Source organism: Amycolatopsis sp. NPDC024027 (genome assembly GCF_040638975.1).
Taxonomy (GTDB): domain Bacteria; phylum Actinomycetota; class Actinomycetes; order Mycobacteriales; family Pseudonocardiaceae; genus Amycolatopsis.
The window spans coordinates 154,877-176,810 of the sequence record NZ_JBEZYY010000009.1; the positions used below are offsets into that span (position 1 = coordinate 154,877).

The following is a 21,934-nucleotide window of genomic DNA, read 5'->3' on the forward strand; positions in this document are numbered from 1 at the left end:
CAAGGTGCTTCGCGACGCCCGTCAGAGGCCGACCAGAGGCCGTGCGTCTTCCGGCCCGAGCCGTCCCTCGCTGGGTGTTAGCGTTAACCAAATGGCCGTACGCGCGGCCTCGTCGTCACGGCCGGACGGCCGCGGTGATCGCCGCGGTGACGGCGGTGACCGCCGGCGTGGCGGCACCGGGGAGCCGGGCCACCAGAATCCGGCGGATCTCCGGTGGCGCTCCTTCCACCCGCAGGGAAATCACGCCGGGCGGGACGACCGGCGCCAGGCCGTCCGGGATCGTGGTGACCCCGAAACCCCCGGCGACCAAGTGCAGTTTGGTCAGCCAGTCGCGGGCGTTGTGGACGATGCGCGCTCGGCCGGGCAGGCCCGGCCAGACGCCGAGCAGGGGCTCCGCGCTCGACGACGGGCCGGCGATCCAGGGTGCGTCGACCAGTTCGTCGACGTGCACGGCCGCGCGGCCCGCGAACGTGCCGGTGGCCGGCGCCGCCACCAGGAGTTCGGTGTCCCGGACGGTCGTGACGTGCAGGCGTGGTGCCTCGCCGTCCGGCGGCCGGTGCGGTGGCCGGGAGGTGAGCACGGCGAGGTCGAGCGAACCGGTGCGCAACGCCCGGGCCAAGCCGGGCGTGGTGCCTTCGCGGGTGGTGACCCGGACCCCGGGCGCGGTCCCGGCGAGCCGGGCGAGCGCGGCGGGCAGGAGCACCGGCCCGGCGCTCGGGACGAGCCCGAGCCGCACCACCTCCGTGCGGGGAGCCGCCCCGATCAGATCGCGTTCGGCCGCGTCGACCGACTCCAGGATCGCTCGCGCGTGGCGCAGCAGAGTGAGTCCGGGCCGGGTGAGCCGGACCCCGTCGGGCCGCCGCTCGAACAAGGTGACCCCGGCTTCGCGTTCGAGGGCGGCCGCCTGGCGGGAGACCGCGGACTGCGTGTAGCCCAGCGCCGCGGCGGCCGCGGTGAAGCTGCCCGACTCGGCGATCCGGCAAAGCACCCGGAGGCTCGTGCTCGACACGTCCATGCCTACTACGCATAGCAGAGATGCATGATCAGCGCTTCCCGCATGCCCCGGGCCGCCCTAGCGTGGCGGACGACGACAGAAGGGTTTTTCCATGCGTGCAGCGACATTGACCGCGTTCGGCGCCCCGCTCGAGGTGCGTGACGTACCCGACCCCGAAGCCGGCACCGGCGAGGTGCTGGTCGAGGTGCTGGCCACCTGCGTGCCCCCGTACGCGGCCGAAGTGTTCAGCGGGGACCGGCGCTATCCGCTGGAACCCCCGGTCGTACCGGGGGTCGGCGGGATCGGCCGGCTGGTGCGCGTGGGCCCGGACGCGACCAAGCTCGCGGTGGGCGGCCTGGTGTGGTGCGACTCGACGGTGCGCGCCCGCGACGACGCCCTGACCCCGGACATCACGCTGCAGGGCTGGAGCTCCCGCGGTGAAGGCGGCGCCCGGCTGGCCCGGTACCTGCACGACGGGCCGTTCGCCGAACTGATGCGGGTCCCCACCGAGAACGTGTATCCCCTGCCCGCCGGCGCGGCGACGGATCCCGCCCGCTGGTCCGCGCTGGGGGTGCACACCATTCCCTACGGCGGGCTGCTGGCCGGCCGGCTCGCCGCCGGGGAGACGGTGCTGGTCAGCGGGGCGACCGGCAACCTCGGCAGCAGCGCGGTCGCCGTCGCGCTCGCCATGGGCGCCGGGCACGTGGTGGCCCCCGGCCGTAACCGGGCCGCCCTCGACCTGCTCGCCGGCCGGTTCGGCCCGCGGGTGAGCCCGGTCGGGCTCAGCGGGGACGAGGACCGCGACCGCGCGGCCATGGCCGCGGCCGCCGGCGGCCCGATCGACCTCGTGCTCGACCTCCTCCCGCCGCAGGCACCCAGTTCGGTGGCGCGTGCCGCCGCCATGACCGTGCGCGAGTACGGGCGGGTCGTGCTGATGGGCGGCGTCGGCATGCTCGGCGGCGCGGACCTCGCCCTGCCCTACCCCTGGATCATGCGCAACTCGGTGACCGTGCGCGGCCAGTGGATGTACCCCCGCACGGCGAACGCCGGCATGATCCGGCTCGTCGCGACGGGCGCACTGGACCTCGCTCCCGAACGCGTCACCCGGTTCGGCCTCGACCGGGCCGGCGACGCGGTGGCCCACGCGGCCGCCCACGGCGGGCCCTTCGACCGCACGGTCCTCACCCCGAGGGGCTGACTCAAGCGGCGGAGGCGCTGGGCTCCACCCGGTGGGCGGCCGCGTAGTGCGCGGTGCCGATGGCTCCGGCGACAGCCAGGACGAAGCCCACCGCGGCCGCGGGGGTGAAGCCTTCGCGGACGCGGTCGTCCAGCACCACCACGCCGATGAGCGAGGAGACCGCCGTGTTGGTGGTGAACATGATGGCGGTGACGGCGGTCGCCCGGCCGCGTTGCAGAGCCATCGCGAACGCCACCGCCGCGACGAGCCCGTTGGCGATCATCGCCCACAGCGCCGGCTCGACGGCGAGGTGCCAGACCGGCCCGGACACCTCGAGCGTCCGCGCCGAGATCCCGACGACGCTGAAGCCCAGCCCGGCGCAGAACCCGAGCACGATCGGCGACCAGCGGCCGTCCCGGCGCTGGACGGTGAACGCGATCGCCGCGATCACCACCGCCACGCCCACCAGCAGCAGCTTCCAGCCGGCCGGCAGCGGCCGCGCGGGGCCCGGGTCCGCGGACAGGCCGAGCAGGACCAGGCCGGTCGCCCCGACCCCCAGCGCGGCCCACCCGGCACCGGCCAGCCGGACGCCGAGGATCGCGGAGATCGTCGCGGTCACGCCGACGCTGAACGCGAGCACCGACTGGACCAGGAACAGCGGCAGGCGGTGCAGCGCGGCGGCGGCGAAGACGAACCCGAGCAGGTCCACCCCCACCCCGAGGAAGTAGAGCGGCTGCCGGCGCAGCGCGACGAGGTCCTGAGGCGAGCCGCCGAAGGCACCGGCCCGCCGGACCCCGGCCGACTCCAGGATGGAGCCACTACCCGAGGCGACGGCGGCCAGCACCGCGAGGACGTATCCGAGGAGCACGGCCTGAGTGTGCCAGCCGCCGGTGACCGGCCGGGCCGGTGTCCCGGCGGACGACCTGGCCACAGCTCTGCCTCAGGCCGCACCGGGACGTCCGCCGCCACTGCGCGCGGCCGGTACGCCCTGCTCCGGCGCCCGGAAACCGCCGGTCCGGGGCTCGAGCAGCTCGGCCAGCCGCAGCGGCGTGCGGTCTTCGGACATCGGGCCGATGAGCTGGACCCCGACCGGCAGGCCCTCGGCGGACCGGCCCGCGGGGACGGCGGTGGCGGGCAGGCCGGGCATGGTGGCCAGGCCGGCCCAGACGAGCTGGTCGAGGTACGGGTACTCGACGCCGTCGATGTCGATGCGCCGTTCCAGCGGATTGGGGGAGTGGTCGTGCGGGAACGCGGGCGTCGGCGTGATCGGGCACACCACGGCGTCGAACTCGGCGAACAGCTGCCGCCAGCCGTGGCGGTGGACCTCGCGGCGGTGGTTCGCCTCGAGCCAGTCGCGGTGGCTGAACAGCAGGGCGCGCAGCCGCACGGCGTCGAGACTCTGGTCGTCCGGGCTCAGCCCGGCGACGCGCGTCCGCAGCTGCTCGTCCGAATCGAGGGGAAACCGCGCCACGGAACCGGAAATCAGCAACTGCGTGTAAAGCGTCGCGGCTTCGGTCAGGTCGGGCAGCAGCGGACTGTGCCGTGCGACGCGGGCGCCACCGTCGGCGAGCGCGTCGGCCACCCGGTGCACGCCCGCCCGCACGGCGGAGCCGGTGGCCATGAGCGGGTGCTCGTCGAGGACCAGGACCCGGAAGTCGCTCAGCCGCTCGTGGCGAGCGGCCGGGAGGGCCAACCGGTGCGCCACCCCGTGCGTCAGCGGGTCCGGCCCGGCCATGACGTCGAGCAGGAGCGTGAGATCCCGGGCGCTGCGCGCCATCGGACCGACGACGGCGAGGTCGAGGTCGACCGGCAAGGCCGGCTCGGACGGCGCGACCATGCCGCGGCCGGCCACCAGCCCGAGTGTCGGCTTGTGCGCGTAGACGCCGCAGAAGTGCGCGGGGGTGCGCAGCGAGCCGGCGATGTCGGAGCCGATGGACAGCGCACCGAACCCGGACGCCAGTGCCGCCGCTGATCCGCCGGAGGAGCCGCCCGAGGTGCGACCGGGGTCCCACGGGTTGGTGGTGGTGCCGTAGATCTCGTTGAAGCTCTGGATGTCCTGCAGCCCCAAGGGCACATTGGTCTTGCCGAGCACCGCGGCACCGGCGTCCTTGAGCCGCGACACCTGCACGGCGTCCTCGGCGGGCAGGAAGTCCCGGTGCGGTGGCATGCCCCAGGTCGTGGGCAGCCCGGCGACGTCGTAGCACTCCTTGACCGTCACCGGAACACCGAGCAGCGGCCGGTCTTCACCCCGCGCCCGTGCTTGATCGGCCCGGAGCGCGGCGGCCCGCGCCCGCTCGAAGTCCGGCACGCAGACCGCGTTGATCACCTCGTCGTCGCGCTCGATCCGGGCAATCGCCTCATCGGTCAGTTCCACCGACGACACGGCACCGGACCGCAACGCGCCAATGAGTTCTTCGGCTGTCTTGAAGCTCCATTCCATGAATCCGAAGCTAACGGGCTGTTGTGGCGGGCACGAAATTCCGGTTCGGGCAACAGGGAGACGGTCTGCATTGATGAATTCGTGCGCTCATTGCCTTCTGTAAGGTGCCTCGCCGCAGGTCATGGCGCTCATGGTGGATCAACCGCGCTCGCGCAAGCCATGAAACGCGGCATCGTGCAACGGGATGCATGTCTCAATTCTTGCTCGCACGGTGAATCTTGTCCTGTCAGGCGCACCTGGTCCCGGAAGGTCCGTCAGCGGTTGCGCTGGTAGTGACGGCGGGCCTTCATGCGGTTGCCGCACGTCGCCATCGAGCACCAGCGGGCCTGGTTGGCGCGGCTGCGGTCGAGCAGGAACAGCCGGCACTCGTCGTTGGCGCACGGGCGCAACCGGCCGGGAAGCTGCTCCTCGGTGGCGGCCCACTCGAGGATCACCTCGACGGCCAACCGCGTGTGCGGAGGAGTCCTCGTCGTCCACAGGAGACGGTCCGAAGTGAACTCGGGGACCTGGTGGACCCCTTCGAGCAGCGGGCTCAACGCGGCAGGCGAGCTGGTTCCCAGCACCACGTCCCGCAAGATGTCCCGCGCCTCGCGCAACGACGCCAGCTCCGCGAGGCTGCCGTCACCGCCGTGCTCCCGTGCCCAGCGCCGGCCCGCGACCGGGTCGCCGAGCGCGTCCTGCTCCGCACCGTCGACCAGCGGCCTGCTGTTGAGCAGGTCCAGCAGCGCAGTCATCCGAGCTCTCCTTCTCTAACCAGTTCGACCCGCTTGACAGGTTACACCGATTCGTGCTTGCCTGGGAACCTAACCAGAAAAAGTATTCGAAGGAGTTAGAGATGAGCCCGGTACACCACCGGACCGCCGTCGTCGACGGTCACGAGATCTTCTACCGCGAAGCCGGTCCCGCCGACGCTCCCACGATCGTCCTGCTGCACGGCTATCCGACCAGCTCGTTCATGTTCCGCGAACTCATCCCGCTGCTCGCCGGGGACTACCACGTGATCGCGCCGGACCACCTCGGCTTCGGCCACTCCGCCGCTCCCCTCGTGTCGGAGTTCACCTACACCTTCGACGCCCTCGCCGAACTCACCTCCGGGCTGCTCGACCACCTGGGGCTGGGCCGCTACGCCATCTACGTCCAGGACTACGGCGCACCGATCGGCTGGCGCCTCGCGCTCAAGCACCCCGAACGCATCTCCGCGATCATCACCCAAAACGGCAACGGCTACGAGGACGGTTTCGTCGAGTCGTTCTGGACCGACGTCTGGGCCTACGGGGCGGCTCCCGGCCCGGACACCGAGCCCGCCGTCCGCGCCGCGTTGAGCCTCGATGCCATCCGCTGGCAGTACCTGCACGGCGTTCCCGACCCGAGCCTGGTCAGCCCGGACACCTGGGAACACGACTTCGCCCTCGTCTCCCGCGAAGGCAACGACGAGGTCCAGCTGGCGCTGTTCCGCGACTACCCGAACAACCGCCCGCTCTACCCGCTGCTGCACGAATTCCTGCGCACCAGCGAGGTTCCCGTCCTCGCCGTGTGGGGCCGCAACGACGAGATCTTCGGCCCGGCCGGCGCGCAGGCCTTCGCCCGCGACGCCGGGGACGCGGAGGTGCACCTGATCGACGGCGGCCACTTCCTGCTGGAGAGCCACCTGGACGTCGTCGCGGGTTACCTGCGCGGCTTCCTCGGCCGCGTGCTGGACCGGCCGGGAGTCTCCTGACCGGCCTCCGGCGGGATGTCGTTCGACTTTCCTTACTGTGCCTGGAGAACCGGAACCAGCAGCCGGGCGTACTGTTCGCGGTCGAGTTCGGTGCTGAAGGCGGGGTGCCGGGTCGCGGTGCCCAGATCGCGCCAGATTCGCTGCGCCGGGTCCGAGTCGGCGAATCGGCTGGCGCCACCGACATCCAGCAGTTTGTCCGCCGCCCGGCGGATCTGCCGCGCGGCGAACCCGCAGTCCATCCGGGTGCGGGCGATGGCGAGGGGAGACAACCGCTCGCCCGTGCGGGTGGCCCGGTCGACGGCGTGGGCGGTGCGCGCGGCCTGCAGGATCGCGCTGTCGATGAGCATGGCGGCATCGGCGATGTTCGCCTGCACGGCGGGGGCGTCGATCGCCCGCACGGGCGACCTCGCCGCGGAGACCAGCGGCCGGCCGGCGCTGAGTTTCGCCACGACGTGGTCGTAGATCCCCATGCCCATCCCCAGCACCGGTGCGGCCAGCGCACCCATCAGGCCCTGCGGTTTCGGGACGCTCAGGGGCATCGAGGGCCCGGGCGCGGCCCCTCTGGCCGGGAAGACGACCTGCTCCTGGGGGACGAAGACGCCATCCGCGATGATCGTGTCACTGCCCGTGCCGCGCATCCCGACCATGTGCCAGGTGTGTTCGACCGACAATTCGCTCGTCCGAACCAGGGCGAACCCGCTTTCCCGGGCGGACCCCTCGCCCTCGGTGACCACACTGAGGATCGCCCAGGACGCGTTGTGGATGCCGGAAGCCCAGCCCCAGCGGCCGCTGAGCAGGTAACCGCCATCGATCTTCCGTGCCGGCACGGCGCCGGCGGAGGAGCCGCACACGGTCGCGTCCGGATCCTCGTCCCAGACCCGGTGCCGTACCTCGTCCGGGAAGAGCCAGAGGGCGATACCCGCGGTGTAGTACACCGTCAGCACCCAAGACGCCGATGCGCAGCCGCGTCCCACTTCCGCGGCAATGGCTGTCGCGGCGCACGCGCCGCTCTCGTGGCCGCCGTACCTCCGCGGTGTCGCGAGGCGGAGCAAACCCTCTTTGCGCAGCGCCGCGATGTCGTCATCGGGCAGTCTTCCCATGGCATCCGCGGCCTCCGCGTTGGCGCTCAAGACCGGCACCAGCGACGCCGCGGCCGATACGAGTGCCAGCTCTTCCGCGGGCAAGCCGGCGGTGAGCGCCTCCAGTCGATCGTTCACCGGGGGCGAGTCCGGGACTGTGCTGCCGTTCGTCGTGGTGTTGGTGACCTGGCTCGGGTCCATCGGGTCCGTCTCCGCTCCGAATTTGACACTGAGTAGCGTTTGTGAAACTACAGTACCAGGTTTGGGGTGTAGTACCATCGCCCGGTGACCAGGCTGCCGGAGCGGGACGAGCGTCGTCCCGGTGCACGCGAACTCGCCCGGCGTGCCATGAGGGCGCAGGTGTCCGAGATGGCGCTCGATTTGTTCCTGGAGAACGGTTACGAGCAGACCACCATCGACGACATCTGCGCGGTCGCCGGAATCTCGCGAAGCACGTTCTTCCGTTACTTCCCGTCCAAAGAGGACGTCTTCGCGAGCGAGACCTCGGCCGCTGTCGACGAGATATTGGCGGCGTTGCGTCAGCGACCCGATGACGAAGCCCCGTGGTCCGCGCTGCGCCACGCGATGGGCCCGCTCGTCGAGTACTACGCGACCCAGACGGACCGCGCCCATCGACTGGCCGCGCTCGCCGTGACGACCCCGGCCCTCGCGACGGTCCAGCAGGAAAAGCAGGCGAAGTTCCGGGCTCTGATCGCACCCGAGCTCGCGCGCCGGCTCGGTGTGGATCCGGCGAACCCGACCGATCCGCGGCCACGTGCGCTCATCGCAAGCGCCCTGGGCTGTCTGGAGGCCGCCGTCGCGGCTTGGATCGCGGGCAACGGAACGCAGCAATTGGGTCGGCTGCTCGACCGCGCGATGGACTCGATCAGCCCCTGAACTGCGTTCGCCGGGGTGACCTTCATCGGGGGATAGGTGAGTTTGATTGTCTGAAGAGGTTCCGGGGTACCGGGAAATCGGGGACGCGGAGTACGCCCTCCTCGGCCCCGACGGCTCCGAGTGGCGCGAGGTCACAGGCTGGCTCGAGCCGGGTGAAGTCCGTCAGCTTGTCGACGAGGGTGCAGTCCTGGTGTTGGACCTCTGCGAAAGCTGGGTCTGGGGGGCCGAGCTGGACGACGAGGTGCTGGCTCACGTCGTCACGGCGGTTCGTTCGCACAAGCTCGCTCGAGGAAAATATTCGGGAAACGTCATCTACGCACCCTCTCTGTGGCGTGACCGGGCGGAGCGAAAGCTGGTGCTGTTGGCGGAAGAGAACGCCAAACGCAAAAAGGTCATTCGCGAGCTTCGAGGCGACTACGAAGTTGTACGCGGCCTGTAGCGCGAGAAGAAGGGCGGCCATGGCAGAGGTCCGGCTCGATCCGATGACCCCCGAGGAATACGCGGAATATCACCGCGACGCGGTACTGGCCTACGCCGAGGCCCATGTTTCGGCGAAGAGCTTGCCGCCCGACGGGGCGCACCGGCGCGCCATCGACGAGTACGCCGAACTCTTGCCCGAGGGTGCGGCCACACCCGGCCACCACCTCTACACCGCCCGCAACGGCGACCAGAAGATCGGCATGGTCTGGTTCGCCGAACGCCCCCACGGCGCCGGCCGGGTCGCCTACCTCTACGACATCAAGGTCGAGCCGGGCCTGCGTGGCCGGGGGCACGGTGAAGCGCTCATGCGGGCGATGGAGCACGAAGTCCGGTCCGCGGGCCTGAAAACCGTGCGGCTCCAGGTTTTCGGCAACAACTCGGTTGCCCGGTCGCTGTACCGGAAACTCGGCTACCTCGAGACGAACGTCGTCATGGCCAAGGATCTCGACCAGTGAGCATAGAAGACATGACGCCACTGCATGAAGCGGTGGAAATGGAAGACCTGGAGCGACTGCGTGACCTCCTCGACGCCGGAGGAGATGTCGAGGAAGTCGCGAATGGGCTGACGTTGCTGCAACATGCCATAGACGTCGAGATTGACGGGCATACGCAGACCGGTGGGGCCTTGCACGTCGATACCACCGCATATCTTTTGGCGCGCGGAGCCGATCCAACTCGGGGACGCGGGGGTGCCGAAGGTTCACTCGGGTCAGCGCAGCACATGGCCCTGGTGAGCGGACATTGGCTTGCGACGGCGCTGATCGAGCTTTCACAGGGAAAGCGGGGGTTTCCGCGGTATCACGCTGGAGATCCCGCCGGCGCCTGACCGGGAGTGACGCCGCCTGCGGTTCCTTGGCGATGCCGCCCAGCTGCAGCGGTCGGCGGGCGAATCGCGCGAGCTATCCCTTCGAGTGCGGCCGTCGCAGTCCGTCCAGCAAAAGGGTGATGACGTCGTCGGCCTCGGCCCGCCAATGGGGGCGATCATGAGCCGCACCGATGCCGTGTAGCGCCATCATGACGGCGCCGGGGTCCACGTCGTCGCGTACGGTGCCTGCCTTGACCGCGGCGGCCACCAGGTCGGTGACGGCCTGCTCCAGTGCCTGGCTGCCTTCAGCAAGAGCGCTCGAGTGGTCGGCCCAGAGGGTGGCCAGCGTCCGGGCGAGGCCCTGGTGGGTGTCCATGTGGTCGACCATGCCGCGGAGGAAGGTCGCCAACGCTTCCGCCGCCGGCCGGGTGGCCTGGAGGTGGCGGGCGCGGTCGCACAGCGTGGCGACTTCCCCGCGGTAGACCGCCTCGGCCAGCGCCTCCCGGGTGGGGAAGTGGCGGTACAGCGTGCCGGTGCCCACTCCGGCCAGGCTGGCGAAGTCGTCGAAGCGCAGGTCGAAGAAGTCGCCGGTGGCGGCGACCTCGCGTGCGGTGGCGAGCAGGGCTTCGCGCTTGCGCCGGGCGTCGGCTCGCAGCGGCTTGTCGGCGGTCATGCGCTCCCTCGCGTTGACAAATGGAGATGACCTCCATATTTTGGAAAGTGGAGATGACCTCCAGATCGAATCGTACCCCACGAGGTGCAGAGTGAAGATCCTGATGTTCGGCCGAGGCGTGATCGCCACCATCTACGGCTGGGCCCTGGAACGGGCCGGGCACGACGTCGAGTTCTACGTCCGGCCGGGCCGCGCGGCGGCCTATGGGGACGCGGTGGAGCTCGACCTGCTCGATACGCGGCGCCGGGTGTGGGGGCAGCGCGTCGCCGAGAAGTGGCCGGTGCGCTACCGCGAGGCGCTGGAGCCGGACCACGACTTCGACCTGATCGTGCTGAGCGTGTCGCACCACCGTCTCGCGGAGGCGGCGGCTTTCCTGGCCCCGCGGGTCGGCCAGGCCACGGTGCTGGTCTTCGGCAACATTTGGGCCGAGCCCCTGGCGGCGATCGGCGCGCTCCCCGTCGACCGGATCGCCTGGGGCTTTCCTCAGGCCGGTGGCGGGTTCGGCGCGGACGGCGTGCTCCATGGGGCACTGCTGCCGTCGGTCGTCTTCGGCACCCTCGGCCGGCCCCCGACCGACCGGGAGCGGGCCGTGCGCCAGGTGTTCCGCGAGGCCGGCCTCCGGCTCAAGGAGCGTCCCGACTTCCGCGGCTGGCTGTGGGTCCATTTCGTGTCGGATGCCGGCCTGCACTCGCAGGGCCTGCGACGGGGTTCTTTGTCCAAGCTGGCCGGGGCGAAGGGCGACTTGCGTGAGGCGCTGCTGACCGGCCGCGAGTTGCTGCCGCTGCTCGAGGCGCGCGGCCTCGACCTGCGACGTCACCGGGGCGGTGTGGTGCTGTTCCGGGCGCCCGCCTGGCTGACGGCGCCCGTGTTCGCCTGGCTGACCGCTCATGTCGCGCTGGCGCGCGTGAGTCTCGAGGCGCACTCCGACCCCGACGCCGAGGAGCCGCGTGAAGTCTGCCGGGACACCCTCGCGGAAGCACGACGGCTGGGCATCGCGGTACCGCGATTGGAAGCGGCGGAACCGTACTTCACCCGTGAGGCGACGGGCCGAGCCTGAATTCACCGATGTTGTCGCCTGTCCGTGACGTCGTGGAAGGAAAAGTCATGACTACCGCCGAGAAGCACGAGTTCCCTCTAGCCCGTACGTGCCCGTTCGCGCCGCCGCCGGCGTACGAAGAGATCCGCGAGAAGGAACCGATCTCGCGGGTTCGCCTGCCCGACGGCGGGTGGGCGTGGGTGGTCAGCCGCCACGAAGACGTGCGAACCGTGTTGAACGACCGGCGGTTCAGCGCCGACCGGCAGCATCCGGACTTCCCGCAGCTGGTCAAGGGCGCGGCGGCGGCCCGGCGGCCGGACGAGGAGCGCACCCTGATCGAGATGGACGCACCCGAGCACGGGCCGGCGCGCAAGGCCGTCCTCGGCGAGTTCACGGTGCGCCGGTTGGAGGCGCTGCGGCCGCGGATCCAGGAAATCGCCGACGAGCGGATCGACGCGCTGCTGGCCGGGCCGCAGCCCGGTGACCTGGTGGAGTCGCTGTCGCTGCCGGTCCCGTCCTTGGTGATCTGCGAGATGCTGGGTGTGCCCTACGCCGACCACGGCTTCTTCCAGGAGCACACGGCGAAGATGTTCAAGCAGTCGACGCCGCCCGAGGAGCGGGGAGCGGCCATGGGGGCCATCCAGGGCTACCTGACCGACCTCATCGCGAAGAAGGAAGAGAACCCGCCGGACGACCTGCTCGGGCGGCAGATCGTCAAGCTGCGCGAAGAAGGCACCTACCGGCGGCCAGCGCTGGCCGGCATGGGTTTCCTGCTGCTCGTGGCCGGCCACGAAACGACGGCGAACATGATCTCGCTGTCGACCGTGGCGTTCCTGCGCAACCCGGAGCAGCTCGCGATGATCGAGGCCGACCCGGGCAAGACGCTCGACGCCGTCGAGGAGATGCTGCGGTACTTCACGATCATCGACGCGGCGGCGTCCCGGCTGTGCGTCGAGGACACCGAGGTCGGCGGGCAGCTGATCCGCGCCGGCGAAGGAGTGCTGGCGCTCGCTCAGTCGGCCAACCGGGACCCGCGGGCGTTCGAGCACCCGGACGAGCTCGACATCGAGCGCGGCGCGCGCCACCACGTGGCGTTCGGGTTCGGGCCGCACCAGTGCCTGGGCCAGAACTTGGCGCGGATGGAACTGCAGATCGTGTTCGACACGCTGTTCCGCCGCATCCCCACGCTGGAGCTGGCGGCGGACATCGACGAGCTGCCGTTCAAGGACGACGCGAACATCTACGGCCTGTACCAGCTCCCGGTGACCTGGTAGTGAACTGCCTTCCCGCCAAAGGGGAGAAGGACCTCGACGGCATTCGGCCCGGTCATCCGCGTTGCCGGCGAGTCTCGCGGTCCATGCCGGCGGGGAAGTAGCCGGCACCGGAAAAGCCGTCGGCGGTGTCGGGGTCGTACTGGTAGTCCTTGCCGTAGCCGAGGTCCTTCATCAGCCGGGTCGGGGCCGCGCATCGACTTGTGCGGCGCGGAGATCAGGTTGTAGGGGCTCTCCTGCGCCTTGTCGTACAGCGGGGCGCGCTGCTGGATGTGGTGGGCGAGCTGCTCGGCGCGGTCGAGCAATGTGGACAGTGCGGCTTCGTCGAGGCGTTTGAGTACCAGGACCTGGGTGCGGGACAGGAGGGCGCCGCCTGAGTTCGAAGCTCGGGTTTCCGTGGTGGCGCCGATCGTGCCGTCCTCGACGTAGGGGAGGAAGCTGTCGTTTTCCCGACGCCGGGCGGCCCCCACAGGATGGCGGAGCCGAGACACTGCCGGGCGACCATGCGGCCCGGCGGGGCGTCCGGGGCCAGGAGGTGCTCCTGCCCGACGACATCGGTCAGCTGCGTGGGGCGCAGGCGGTCGGCGAGGGGCCGGGCGGGCTCCTCGTCGAAGAGCGGCAGGGTCGGTTCGATCGGCTCCATCGGACTCTCGGTTCGGCGTGGCAGCCTTCTCCGGTGGTGACGGACTGTGACAGCGAGGCACGGCGGCACGTCGCCCCGCCCCGGCCTGTCCTGGTTGCTTGGGAAGAAATGAAAAGAACGCCATTGCGTCAGCTTGTCCAGGTGGCAAAAGTCTCCCAATGTGCCATTCCTGAACTTTGTCGGTTTCCGGCCCGGCTCGAAATTCGCGCAGCCATTGTTCCGGTGTAGTTAACGTCACTCCAACGGGTGATGGTGGAGATCATCCGCCGGGTTAGGCTGCCTGCAGCGGCCCCGGGACTTCCGGCCAGCTGAGCGGGAACGGCCTCGTCGAGGTCGCTGGGGGAAGGTTCAGGCCGTGTTCGGTGCGGGCAGACGCATGTCGATTTCACGAACCGCCGTTCGATTCGCCGTTTTGTTTCTGAGTATTCTTTCCCTGATCGGCGGCACCGTTTCGGTGGCCGCCGCCGCGCCGAAACCGCCGGCCGCGCCGAAGCCCGCCGCGCCGCCGCAACCCGCCGACTTCGGGCCCCAGGCGGCGAAGTCGGCCGATCTCGTCATCGACGGCTGGGGTGACGCTCAGGGCTACCACGTCGAGTTGGGCCGCGAGGCCGCCGGGTACGCCTGGCACGAGATCGCGCTGATCCACCCGGCCGGGTTCGACGACGCCTCCTGGACCGGCTACCAGTGCTTGTCCGGCGACGGGAAGTTCGCCGCGCTGGCGATCCTGCCCGCGTCGGCCGTGAACACCCAGGCCGCGCGCGACCACGGCGCCTTCGCCTACTCCGTCGACCTCGTCTCCGGGGCGGTGCGCGCGCTCGCCGGTGGCGTCGGCCTGAAGTACTACTCGCCCGGGTGTGGCACCGGCGACGAAGCCGTGTTCACCGTCGCCGAGGACCAGACCACCCGGCTGCTGAGTGCCGACCTCGGCACCGGCAAGATCGACAGCTCGGTCACCGCGCCCGGTCAGGTCACCTCCGCGGTGCCGACCGCGAACGGCATCGTGGGCGTCGCGGGAAACCGGCTGGTTTCGGTGCCCGCCAAGGGAAACCCGGCCACCATCGCCACTGTCCCCGGCGACGCGTACGACCTGCGTCCCGCCGCCGACGGTGGCGTGAGCTTCCTGCACACCAAGGCCGGGACGAAGACGGCTACCGCGGTCCACGTGCAGGCGGGCCAGGTGACCACACTCGGTACCGGTGACCTGAGCCGCGTCCAGCTGTTCCAGGGCCGCGCCGGGCACGCCGTCCTCTCGGGCGCGAATTCCGCGGCCGCCGACGTCCTCGCGAAGGCGGGCGTCACCAGCGTCAAGGACGACGGCCTCGCGCGGGGCGCCACGGCGTCGTCGCTCGACGGTGACGCGTTGCTGGGCCCCGATTCCGACGGCCGGAAGTCCGCCCCGGCCGTGCTGGCGACGAAGACCGGCAAGGTCCTGGCGCCGGAGGTCCCGGCCGGCATGGCGAAGGCCGCCACCGCCGTGCCGACGTACTCCGCCGTGCCCAAGGACGCCGCCCCCGCGCCGCGAGCCAGCCGCCTGAGCCCGAAGGGTGACGCCGCACCCGGTGCCGCGAAGGCCGCGCCGAACACGGCCGAAGCGGCGCAGTCGCCGAAGTGCGCGGTGCCGCCGTTGCAGGCGAACCGGCAGGTCATGCAGCCCAGCCCGGCACAGGTGAACTGGGCCGTGCAGATGGCGGAGCAGGGCTTGCTCACCGGCAGCGCGTACACGCGCCCGGCGAACTTCGCGAACATGGGACTCGTCGGGTACGCACCCAGCAGCGACTTCCCGCTGATCTCGCTGTCGCACCCCGCGGGCGGTTCGAGCACGGTTCCGCGATCGATCTACGAGGGCATCATGGCCCAGGAGTCGAACTGGTCGCAGGCGTCGTGGCACGCTCCGGCCGGCACCGCGGGTGACCCGCTGATCGCCAGCTACTACGGCGCGGGCGGCGACATCGTTTCGATCAACTACGCCGCTTCGGACTGCGGTTACGGCATCGGCCAGGTCACCGACGGCATGCACATCGGCGACCACTCGCTCTCCGAGCACGGGCAGTGGAAGGTCGCGGTCGACTACCAGGAGAACATCGCCGCGGGCCTGCAGATCCTGGAGAGCACCTGGAACCAGCTGTACTCCGCCGGGATCACCGCCAACAACGCCGACCCGCGCTACCTCGAGAACTGGTACTTCGCGGCCTGGGCGTACAACTCCGGCGTCCAGCCGAACGCCGCGAACGGCAACACCACCGGCTGCACGCCGGGTCCGACGTGCACCGGACCGCACGGCACCTGGGGCCTGGGCTGGACGAACAACCCGGCCAACCTCGACTACCCGCCCAACCGCGACCCGTACCTGCAGGACACCTACGCCGACGCCGCGCACCCGGCGAGCTGGCCGTACCAGGAGCGCGTGCTCGGCTGGACCGCGAGCCCGCTGATCCGCTATGGCAGCCCGGCCTACGCGAAGCCGACGTACAACGGCGGGCAGCGCTGGGTGCAGCCGGCGCCGTTCACCACGATGTGCACGGCCGACAACCACTGCGACCCGAACACCACCAACCCGAACAACCCCGGCGCCAGTCACTGCCTGCTCGACGACTTCCAGTGCTGGTGGCACCAGCCGGTGACGTGGCTTCCCAGCTGTGCCACGACGTGCGCGACGAGTCCGTACGTCGTCTCGGGCGGCTCGGAACCCGGGAACCCGACGCAGAACCCGCCGACGTGCAGCCAGGACACGTCCAAGGTGCCGGGCGGTTCGATCATCGTCGACGACGAGCCGTCGCGGCTGAACCTGCAGGGCTGCGGCGCGGCGAACTGGTCGTCCAACGGCACGTTCACCTACACCTACGGCACAAACTCCACGGGTGACCCGATCGGCGCGATCGACACCCACCAGCTCGGCACCGGCCTCGGCGGCCGCGTCCTGTTCACCCACACCGAAGACGGCACGAACCCGTCGCTGATCAACACCGGGGTCTGGAAGCCGAACCTGCCTTCCTTGCAGTACTACAAGGTGAAACTGCACCTGCCCGGCCTCGGCGCGCAGGCGACCAACGTCGTCTACAACATCAACCCCGGTGGCGGGGTGTCGCCGTGGAAAATCCGCGTGAACCAGGCGTGGAACTCCGAGCAGTGGGTCACCATCGGCACGTTCGCCATGCAGAACGGCGGCAACGTCACCCTGAACAACAACGGCAGTTCCCAGGATCAGGGCGGCTCCGGCTATTCGGACTTCGACGTCGCCTTCGACGCCGTCGCGTTCGTCCCGATGGGCGGGACCCCCGGCCAGCCGATCGGGGGACCGCCGGGCATCCAGGACGCGCCGAGGGGCTCCAACCCGGCGTTCATCGCGTGCGGCTGTGCCCGCCGCACCGCGGGCGACCCGGTCGACACCTCGACGGGCTACTTCGGCCAGGACTTCACCGACCTGAGCACCCCCGGCCGGGGCGCGGCGCTGAAATTCACCCGCAGCTACGCCGAAGGCATCGCCGATCCCGCCGGACCCAACAAAGCACTGGCCGCGGACGGCCCTCTCGGCTGGGGCTGGACCTTCTCCTACAACCTCGCGGCGGTGACCGACGGCGCCACCGGAAACGTGACGGTCCGGCAGGAGGACGGTTCGGCGGTCACGTTCGTGAACAGCTCGGGCGCCTATGCCCCGGCCGCGCCCCGCTTCGACGCGAAGCTGGTCAAGAGCGGCTCGACCTATGTGTACACCCGGCGCGGGCAGCAGATCTTCACGTTCGACGTCCCGAGTGGACACTTGACGGCGGAGACGGACCTGGCCGGCAGCAAGGCGTCGCCGCCTTACCAGACGACGCTGGCTTACGACGCCGCCGGCCACCTGTCGACCGTCACCGACCCCGGCAACCGCACGTACACCCTGACCTGGACCGGTTCGCACATCACCGGTCTGGCCGACACGGCCGGCCGGCAGGTGAGCTACGGCTACGACGCCGAGGGCAACCTGACCGACGTGTACGGCGTCGGTACCACCAGGACACCGTCGCTGAAGGATGACGACCACTACCGGTACGGCTACGCGGCCGGCCACCTGCTCACCTCCATGCGGACCCCGGCGAACTTCGGCGGCCCCGCTTCCGCGGTCACGTCGATGGTGTACGACAGCTCGGAGCGCGTCAGCGGCCAGACCGATCCGGACGGCGCGACCACGACCTTCACCTACGGACCGGACGGCGGTTTCGCCGCCGGCCAGACCCTGGTGACCGACCCGGCCGGGCACAAGACGCTGGAGACCTACCAGAACGGGTTGCTGGTCTCGGAAACCAAGGGCTACGGCACCACCGACGCGGGCACCGCGTCCTACACCTACGACCCGGTCACCCTCGGCGTGTCCACCAAGACCGACGCCGACGGCAACACCGAGACCTTCAGCTACGACGACCACGGCAACCGGATCTCGGCCTCGAACGCGCTGGGCTTCACGACCAACTACGCCTACGACGACAGCGGCAACTTGCTGGAGACCATCGACGCCACCGGCGTGGCCACGGTCAACCAGTACGACCAGCAGGGGCAGATCCCGGCCGGCGCGGCCGGGGTGCTCGACCTGACCTCGACCACGGTCACCAGGGCGAACAACGTGGTCGAGTCCACCACCGGCAACTTCGGCCCGGCGCCGGTGCGGACGACTGCCTACTACTACGACGACCCCGCGCACCCGGGCGACCGGATCAGGACGGTCGACCCCAGGGGCAAGACGACCACCGACGCCTTCGACACGTTCGGCGACCGGACGACCAGTACCGACCCACTCGGGAACAAGACCCGCTACGGGTACGACACCGGTCGTGGACTGACGACCTCCACCCAGGACCCGCTGGGGAAGACGACCGGCTACGACCACGACCCGTGGGGCAACGTCGTGAAGACGACGGATCCGCTCGGCCACACCGATTCCGTGGTCTACGACGCCGACGGGCAGAAGACCGCCGACACCGACGCGAACGGCCGCACGGTCACGACCTCCTACGATCCCGCCGGCCGGGCCGTCAAGATCACCCAGCCGGACGGGACCACCCAGCTGACCGGCTACAACCCGGACGGGACGACCGCCGAGACCGTCGACGGCAAGGGCTCGAAGACCACCTACGGCTACGACGGCCAGGGCCGGCAGAACTCCCGCACCGACGCCGACCAGCGGGTCACGACCGCTCGGCTGGACCCGGCGGGCCGCATCGCCACCAGCACCGACCCGGCCGGCCGGGTCACGACGTTCGGCCACGACGCCGCCGGCGAGACGACGTCGATCACCTATTCCGATACCTCGACTCCGAAGGCGACCTACGCCTACGACCCCGACGGCAGGCGGATCTCGCTGGCCGACGGGACGGGAACGTCGACCTGGACCTATGACACGTTCGGTGAGGTGGTCGCCCAGAAGCAGGGTTCGGGCGCGGTCGTCGGCTACGGGTACGACGAAAACGGCGACCGCACTTCGGTCACGTATCCCGGCCGGAGCACGCCGCTGACCCGGACCTTCGACGACGCGAGCCGGCTGGCGACGGTGACCGACTGGAACGGGAACAAGACCGCGTTCGGCTACAACGCCGACAGCCACCTCCTCACCACGTCCTACCCGAACGGCACCACGCTCACCAACACCTACGACGATTCGGGTTTCCTGTCCGGTACGTCGGCGGCCACCGGTACGGCCACGGTGCTGGCCGTCACCTACGCCAGGGACGCGCAGAACCAGCTGTCCTCGCAGACCGCCGGTGGTGTCGCCCAGAGCTACGGGTACACCCCGCGGGAACAGCTCGCCTCCACGACCTCCGGCGGTTCGGCGACGGCGTTCGGCTACGACGCGGCGAACAACCCCACCACCGTGGCGACCGCGACGCAGGCGTTCGACCCCGCCGGTCAACTGTGCTGGACCCTGCCCTCGGGCCCGGCACCGAGCGGCCAGGACTGCGCCACGGTGCCGAGCGGTGCGACGACCTACGCGTCCGACGCGCTGGGCCAGCGGACGAAGGCGACTCCGGCCGCCGGAACCGCATCGACCTACGGTTACGACCAGGCCGGCAGGCTCACTTCGGCCACCGGCCCCGGAGGTTCCGCGAGCTACGTCTACGACGGCAGCGGGCAGCGGGTCGCCAAGACCGTGGGCGGGGTCACGTCGGCCTTCGTGTGGGACATCAGCTCGCCGGCGAACGTGCTCTCCGACAGCGCCAACGCCTACGTCTACGGGCCGGACGGCCTGCCGATCGAGCAGATCGGCACCGGGGGCACCACCTGGTTCGTGCACGACCAGATCGGTTCGACGCTGGCGCTGCTCGACTCTTCCGGTGCGGTCACCGGCGGCTACACGTACACGCCGTTCGGCCGGGCCACCCACACGGGCGCGGCGTCGACCCCGCTCCAGTTCACCGGGCAGTACACCGACGCGGAAACCGGGTTCGTGCACCTGCGGTCGCGCTACTACGACCCGGCCACCGCGTTGTTCCTCACGGTCGACCCGCTCTCGGACATCTCGGGCACGCCGTACGCCTACGCCAATGACAATCCGCTCAACTGGGTGGATCCCAACGGCCAGTGGAGCATCCTCGGCGCGATCGCGGGCGGCTTGCTGGCCGGGGCCGCCGTGATCGTCTCGGCGGTGGTCGAAGTCGGCACCGGCGGCGTCGCCACTCCCGCGGTCGTCGCCGGGGACGTGATGTTGTGGGGCTTGGTGGGCTATCTCGTCGGCGGGGCGGCGCCCGACGTGGCACACCAGGTCTCCGCCGCCATGAGCACCGGGCGCAACCCTTCCTGGGGTTACGTGCCCGCGCCCAAGACGCTGCCCGGATTCCCCAACGCCGTACCGGCCAAGGGCAAGACGGGGGTCCAGGGCGGCGGCGGTACCCGGAAGCGCTGGATCAACGACGACGGGTGCATCCTTGAATGGGACTCCCAGCACGGCGCTGTCGAGAAGTACTCGAAGAACGGCAGGAACCACCTCGGCGAGTTCGACCCCGACACCGGGGAACAGACGAAGGACGGCGACCCGACCAGGCGAGTGGAGAAGTAGATGTGGGCGGTCACCGGTTACGGCCGAGACGAAAGCCAGGTGTTCGAACAGGACCTCGCCGGGCTCGGCGAGGAAGAGCTGGCGCGTTTGCTCGGCGGCGATCCCGGCGAGTACCGGGGCGGTGACGTCGCCATCTCCGCCGAGGGCCGGGAGCTGCTGGCGGACAGGCACGGAATCCGCTTCGAGCCGGACGTCGAGTACTTCCTCAGCTACTTCCGGGACTACCCCGGCCAGGTGGTGCGCCGGCCAGGCGACGACGGCGAGCAATGAGCGAGCCTCTACAGTGGACTGTTCGAAGTCGTTTGAGCTGATCCGCCGACGGCGGGGCCGCTGCGCCGGTCACTGGCTCCGGTTCACCACCTGGGCTGCCGTGAACCGGCCGGGGAGCAGCAGACCGCGGATGTGCCGCCCGCGCACCGTCACCCTGATCCCGCGCAGCCGCGCCGGGCTGAGGGTCAGGCGATGCGCCGGCGGAGCGCCGGCTGGGTGAGTGCGGGTGGGACGTAGGCCACGTCGACCGGTCCGACGTCGGTTCCCGGGGCCACGATCTCGTCGACGTGGTCGAGCAAGTCGTCGTCGAGGAGGGTGCCGGCTCCCGCGAGCAGGTCGTCGAGCTGTGCCGGTGTGCGCGGGCCGATGATCGCCGAGGTGACAGCCGGATGCGCGGTGACGAAGGCCAGGGCGAGGTGGGGGAGCGTCAGCCCGGCCTGTCCGGCGAGCCCGGCGAGTGCTTCGACTGCGTCGAGCTTGCGTTCGTCGGTCATGTGCCGGCGTGCCCAGTGCAGGCGGCCGGCCGACGCCGTTTCCCCGTTGCCCCGGCGGAGGCGGCCGGCGAGCAGGCCCATCGCGAGCGGGCTCCACACCAGGATTCCCAGCCCGTACCGTTCGCAGACCGGCAGGATTTCGCGTTCGATCCCGCGGTTGAGGATCGAGTAGTGCGGCTGCTCGGTCCGGAACCGGGCCAGCCCTCGTCGTTCGGCCACCCACTGGGCTTCCACGATGTCCGACGCGGGCAGGTTGGAATGGCCGATCGCGCGAACCTTGCCTGCGCGCACGAGGTCGGTGAGCGCGCTGAGTGTTTCTTCGACGTCGGTGCCGGGCTCGGGGTGGTGGGCCTGGTAGAGGTCGATGTGGTCGACGCCCAGGCGGCGCAGGGACCCCTCCACAGCGGACACGATCCACCGCCGGGAGCTGCCGCGCCGGTTGGCGTCATCCCCCATCGGGCCGTTGAACTTCGTGGCGAGGACGACGTCGTCGCGGCGGCCGCGCAGTGCCTTACCGACGATCTTCTCGGATTCACCGTCGCCGTAGACGTCGGCGGTGTCGATCGTGTTGATGCCGCCGTCGAGGGCGCGGTGGACGATGCGGACGCACTCGTCGGGATCGGGGTTGCCGTACGGGCCGAACATCATGGTGCCCAGGGTGAAACCGCTGACCTGGATGCCGGTCCGGCCGAGTGGGCGGGTCTGCATGGGAGCTCCTCGCGGCGAAGATCAGGCCTGGGCGTGGTCGGCGGCGACGTCGGCGGGCATCCCGAAGTCGGCGTAGGTGATGACCGTGGCCTGGCCACCGAACACCGTCTGGTAGAACTCCAGGGCTTCGCGGGCCTGGCCGTGGAAGTTCAGATGCGCGATAGCGTTGAGAGACATGGGTTGCGGTCCTTCGTAAGCGGTTCTCGGTGCCGGAGGTTCCGGGGAC

17 protein-coding genes and 1 pseudogene are annotated in these 21,934 nt (G+C 70.4%); 10 read left to right on the forward strand and 8 right to left on the reverse strand.

The genetic code is table 11. The features are described 5' to 3' along the window. Positions 1 to 115 precede the first annotated feature (115 nt). The gene (locus tag AB0F52_RS23040) at positions 116 to 1,015 is read right to left on the reverse strand and encodes a LysR family transcriptional regulator (RefSeq protein ID WP_360174415.1); all 900 of its coding nucleotides are present in this window, start codon (positions 1,013 to 1,015) and stop codon (positions 116 to 118) included. Between the two features lie 91 nt (positions 1,016 to 1,106). On the opposite strand from AB0F52_RS23040, the gene AB0F52_RS23045 reads away from it, so the two are divergent. Then, a complete protein-coding gene (locus AB0F52_RS23045; RefSeq protein WP_360174418.1) occupies positions 1,107 to 2,192 on the forward strand; it encodes a zinc-binding dehydrogenase in 1,086 nt (361 codons plus the stop codon). Between the two features lies 1 nt (position 2,193). On the opposite strand, the gene AB0F52_RS23050 is transcribed toward AB0F52_RS23045, so the two are convergent. From AB0F52_RS23050 to AB0F52_RS23060, 3 genes are all read right to left on the reverse strand, one after another. Then, the gene (locus AB0F52_RS23050; RefSeq protein WP_360174421.1) at positions 2,194 to 3,039 is read right to left on the reverse strand and encodes a hypothetical protein; all 846 of its coding nucleotides are present in this window, start codon (positions 3,037 to 3,039) and stop codon (positions 2,194 to 2,196) included. Positions 3,040 to 3,111: 72 nt separating this feature from the next. Next, entirely contained in the window at positions 3,112 to 4,611 is a 1,500-nt protein-coding gene (locus AB0F52_RS23055) for an amidase (RefSeq protein WP_360174424.1), read from the reverse strand. A gap of 254 nt (positions 4,612 to 4,865) precedes the next feature. Further along, complete coding sequence (locus tag AB0F52_RS23060; protein ID WP_360174427.1) at positions 4,866 to 5,345, reverse strand: CGNR zinc finger domain-containing protein; 480 nt, start codon at positions 5,343 to 5,345, stop codon at positions 4,866 to 4,868. A 101-nt stretch (positions 5,346 to 5,446) separates the two neighbouring features. On the opposite strand from AB0F52_RS23060, the gene AB0F52_RS23065 reads away from it, so the two are divergent. Further along, on the forward strand, positions 5,447 to 6,328 hold the full coding sequence (locus AB0F52_RS23065; RefSeq protein WP_360174430.1) for an alpha/beta hydrolase: 882 nt from the start codon (positions 5,447 to 5,449) through the stop codon (positions 6,326 to 6,328). A 32-nt stretch (positions 6,329 to 6,360) separates the two neighbouring features. On the opposite strand, the gene AB0F52_RS23070 is transcribed toward AB0F52_RS23065, so the two are convergent. Beyond that, positions 6,361 to 7,608: an acyl-CoA dehydrogenase family protein gene (locus tag AB0F52_RS23070; RefSeq protein ID WP_360174433.1), complete on the reverse strand. Its 1,248-nt coding sequence runs from the start codon at positions 7,606 to 7,608 to the stop codon at positions 6,361 to 6,363. Positions 7,609 to 7,692: 84 nt separating this feature from the next. Here AB0F52_RS23070 and AB0F52_RS23075 point away from each other — a divergent pair, with 84 nt between their 5' ends. Genes AB0F52_RS23075 through AB0F52_RS23090 form a run of 4 tightly spaced genes read left to right on the forward strand, consistent with a single transcriptional unit; the run spans position 7,693 to position 9,610 of the window. Next, positions 7,693 to 8,304: a TetR family transcriptional regulator gene (locus AB0F52_RS23075; RefSeq protein WP_360174436.1), complete on the forward strand. Its 612-nt coding sequence runs from the start codon at positions 7,693 to 7,695 to the stop codon at positions 8,302 to 8,304. Between the two features lie 46 nt (positions 8,305 to 8,350). Beyond that, positions 8,351 to 8,743 (forward strand): hypothetical protein, encoded by a 393-nt coding sequence (locus tag AB0F52_RS23080; RefSeq protein ID WP_360174439.1) that lies wholly within the window; start codon positions 8,351 to 8,353, stop codon positions 8,741 to 8,743. Between the two features lie 19 nt (positions 8,744 to 8,762). After that, positions 8,763 to 9,239 carry a GNAT family N-acetyltransferase gene (locus AB0F52_RS23085; protein WP_360174442.1) on the forward strand — a complete coding sequence of 159 codons (477 nt, stop codon included), beginning with the start codon at positions 8,763 to 8,765 and terminating at the stop codon, positions 9,237 to 9,239. Next, a complete protein-coding gene (locus AB0F52_RS23090; protein ID WP_360174445.1) occupies positions 9,236 to 9,610 on the forward strand; it encodes an ankyrin repeat domain-containing protein in 375 nt (124 codons plus the stop codon). The genes AB0F52_RS23085 and AB0F52_RS23090 overlap by 4 nt, the downstream gene beginning before the upstream one ends. 73 nt (positions 9,611 to 9,683) lie before the next feature. On the opposite strand, the gene AB0F52_RS23095 is transcribed toward AB0F52_RS23090, so the two are convergent. Continuing rightward, complete coding sequence (locus AB0F52_RS23095; RefSeq protein ID WP_360174448.1) at positions 9,684 to 10,262, reverse strand: TetR/AcrR family transcriptional regulator; 579 nt, start codon at positions 10,260 to 10,262, stop codon at positions 9,684 to 9,686. 91 nt (positions 10,263 to 10,353) lie between these two features. Between AB0F52_RS23095 and AB0F52_RS23100 the strand changes: the two genes are divergently transcribed. The 4 genes from AB0F52_RS23100 to AB0F52_RS23115 all read left to right on the forward strand — a co-directional run bounded on the left by AB0F52_RS23100 (position 10,354) and on the right by AB0F52_RS23115 (position 20,506). Beyond that, positions 10,354 to 11,319, forward strand: a complete 966-nt coding sequence (locus AB0F52_RS23100) for a 2-dehydropantoate 2-reductase N-terminal domain-containing protein (RefSeq protein WP_360174451.1) — start codon at positions 10,354 to 10,356, stop codon at positions 11,317 to 11,319. Positions 11,320 to 11,366: 47 nt separating this feature from the next. Beyond that, positions 11,367 to 12,572, forward strand: coding sequence for a cytochrome P450 (locus AB0F52_RS23105; RefSeq protein WP_360174454.1), 1,206 nt, complete (start codon positions 11,367 to 11,369; stop codon positions 12,570 to 12,572). A gap of 1,052 nt (positions 12,573 to 13,624) precedes the next feature. Further along, positions 13,625 to 20,236 (forward strand): colicin E3/pyocin S6 family cytotoxin, encoded by a 6,612-nt coding sequence (locus tag AB0F52_RS23110; RefSeq protein ID WP_360174457.1) that lies wholly within the window; start codon positions 13,625 to 13,627, stop codon positions 20,234 to 20,236. After that, the gene (locus AB0F52_RS23115; RefSeq protein WP_360174460.1) at positions 20,237 to 20,506 is read left to right on the forward strand and encodes a hypothetical protein; all 270 of its coding nucleotides are present in this window, start codon (positions 20,237 to 20,239) and stop codon (positions 20,504 to 20,506) included. 185 nt (positions 20,507 to 20,691) lie between these two features. Here the strand turns inward: AB0F52_RS23115 and AB0F52_RS23120 are convergent, their stop codons facing one another. Beyond that, entirely contained in the window at positions 20,692 to 21,708 is a 1,017-nt protein-coding gene (locus tag AB0F52_RS23120; RefSeq protein WP_360174463.1) for an aldo/keto reductase, read from the reverse strand. A 51-nt stretch (positions 21,709 to 21,759) separates the two neighbouring features. Beyond that, positions 21,760 to 21,885 (reverse strand): annotated as a pseudogene (locus AB0F52_RS23125) (VOC family protein); the annotation flags it as partial. Positions 21,886 to 21,934 lie beyond the last annotated feature (49 nt).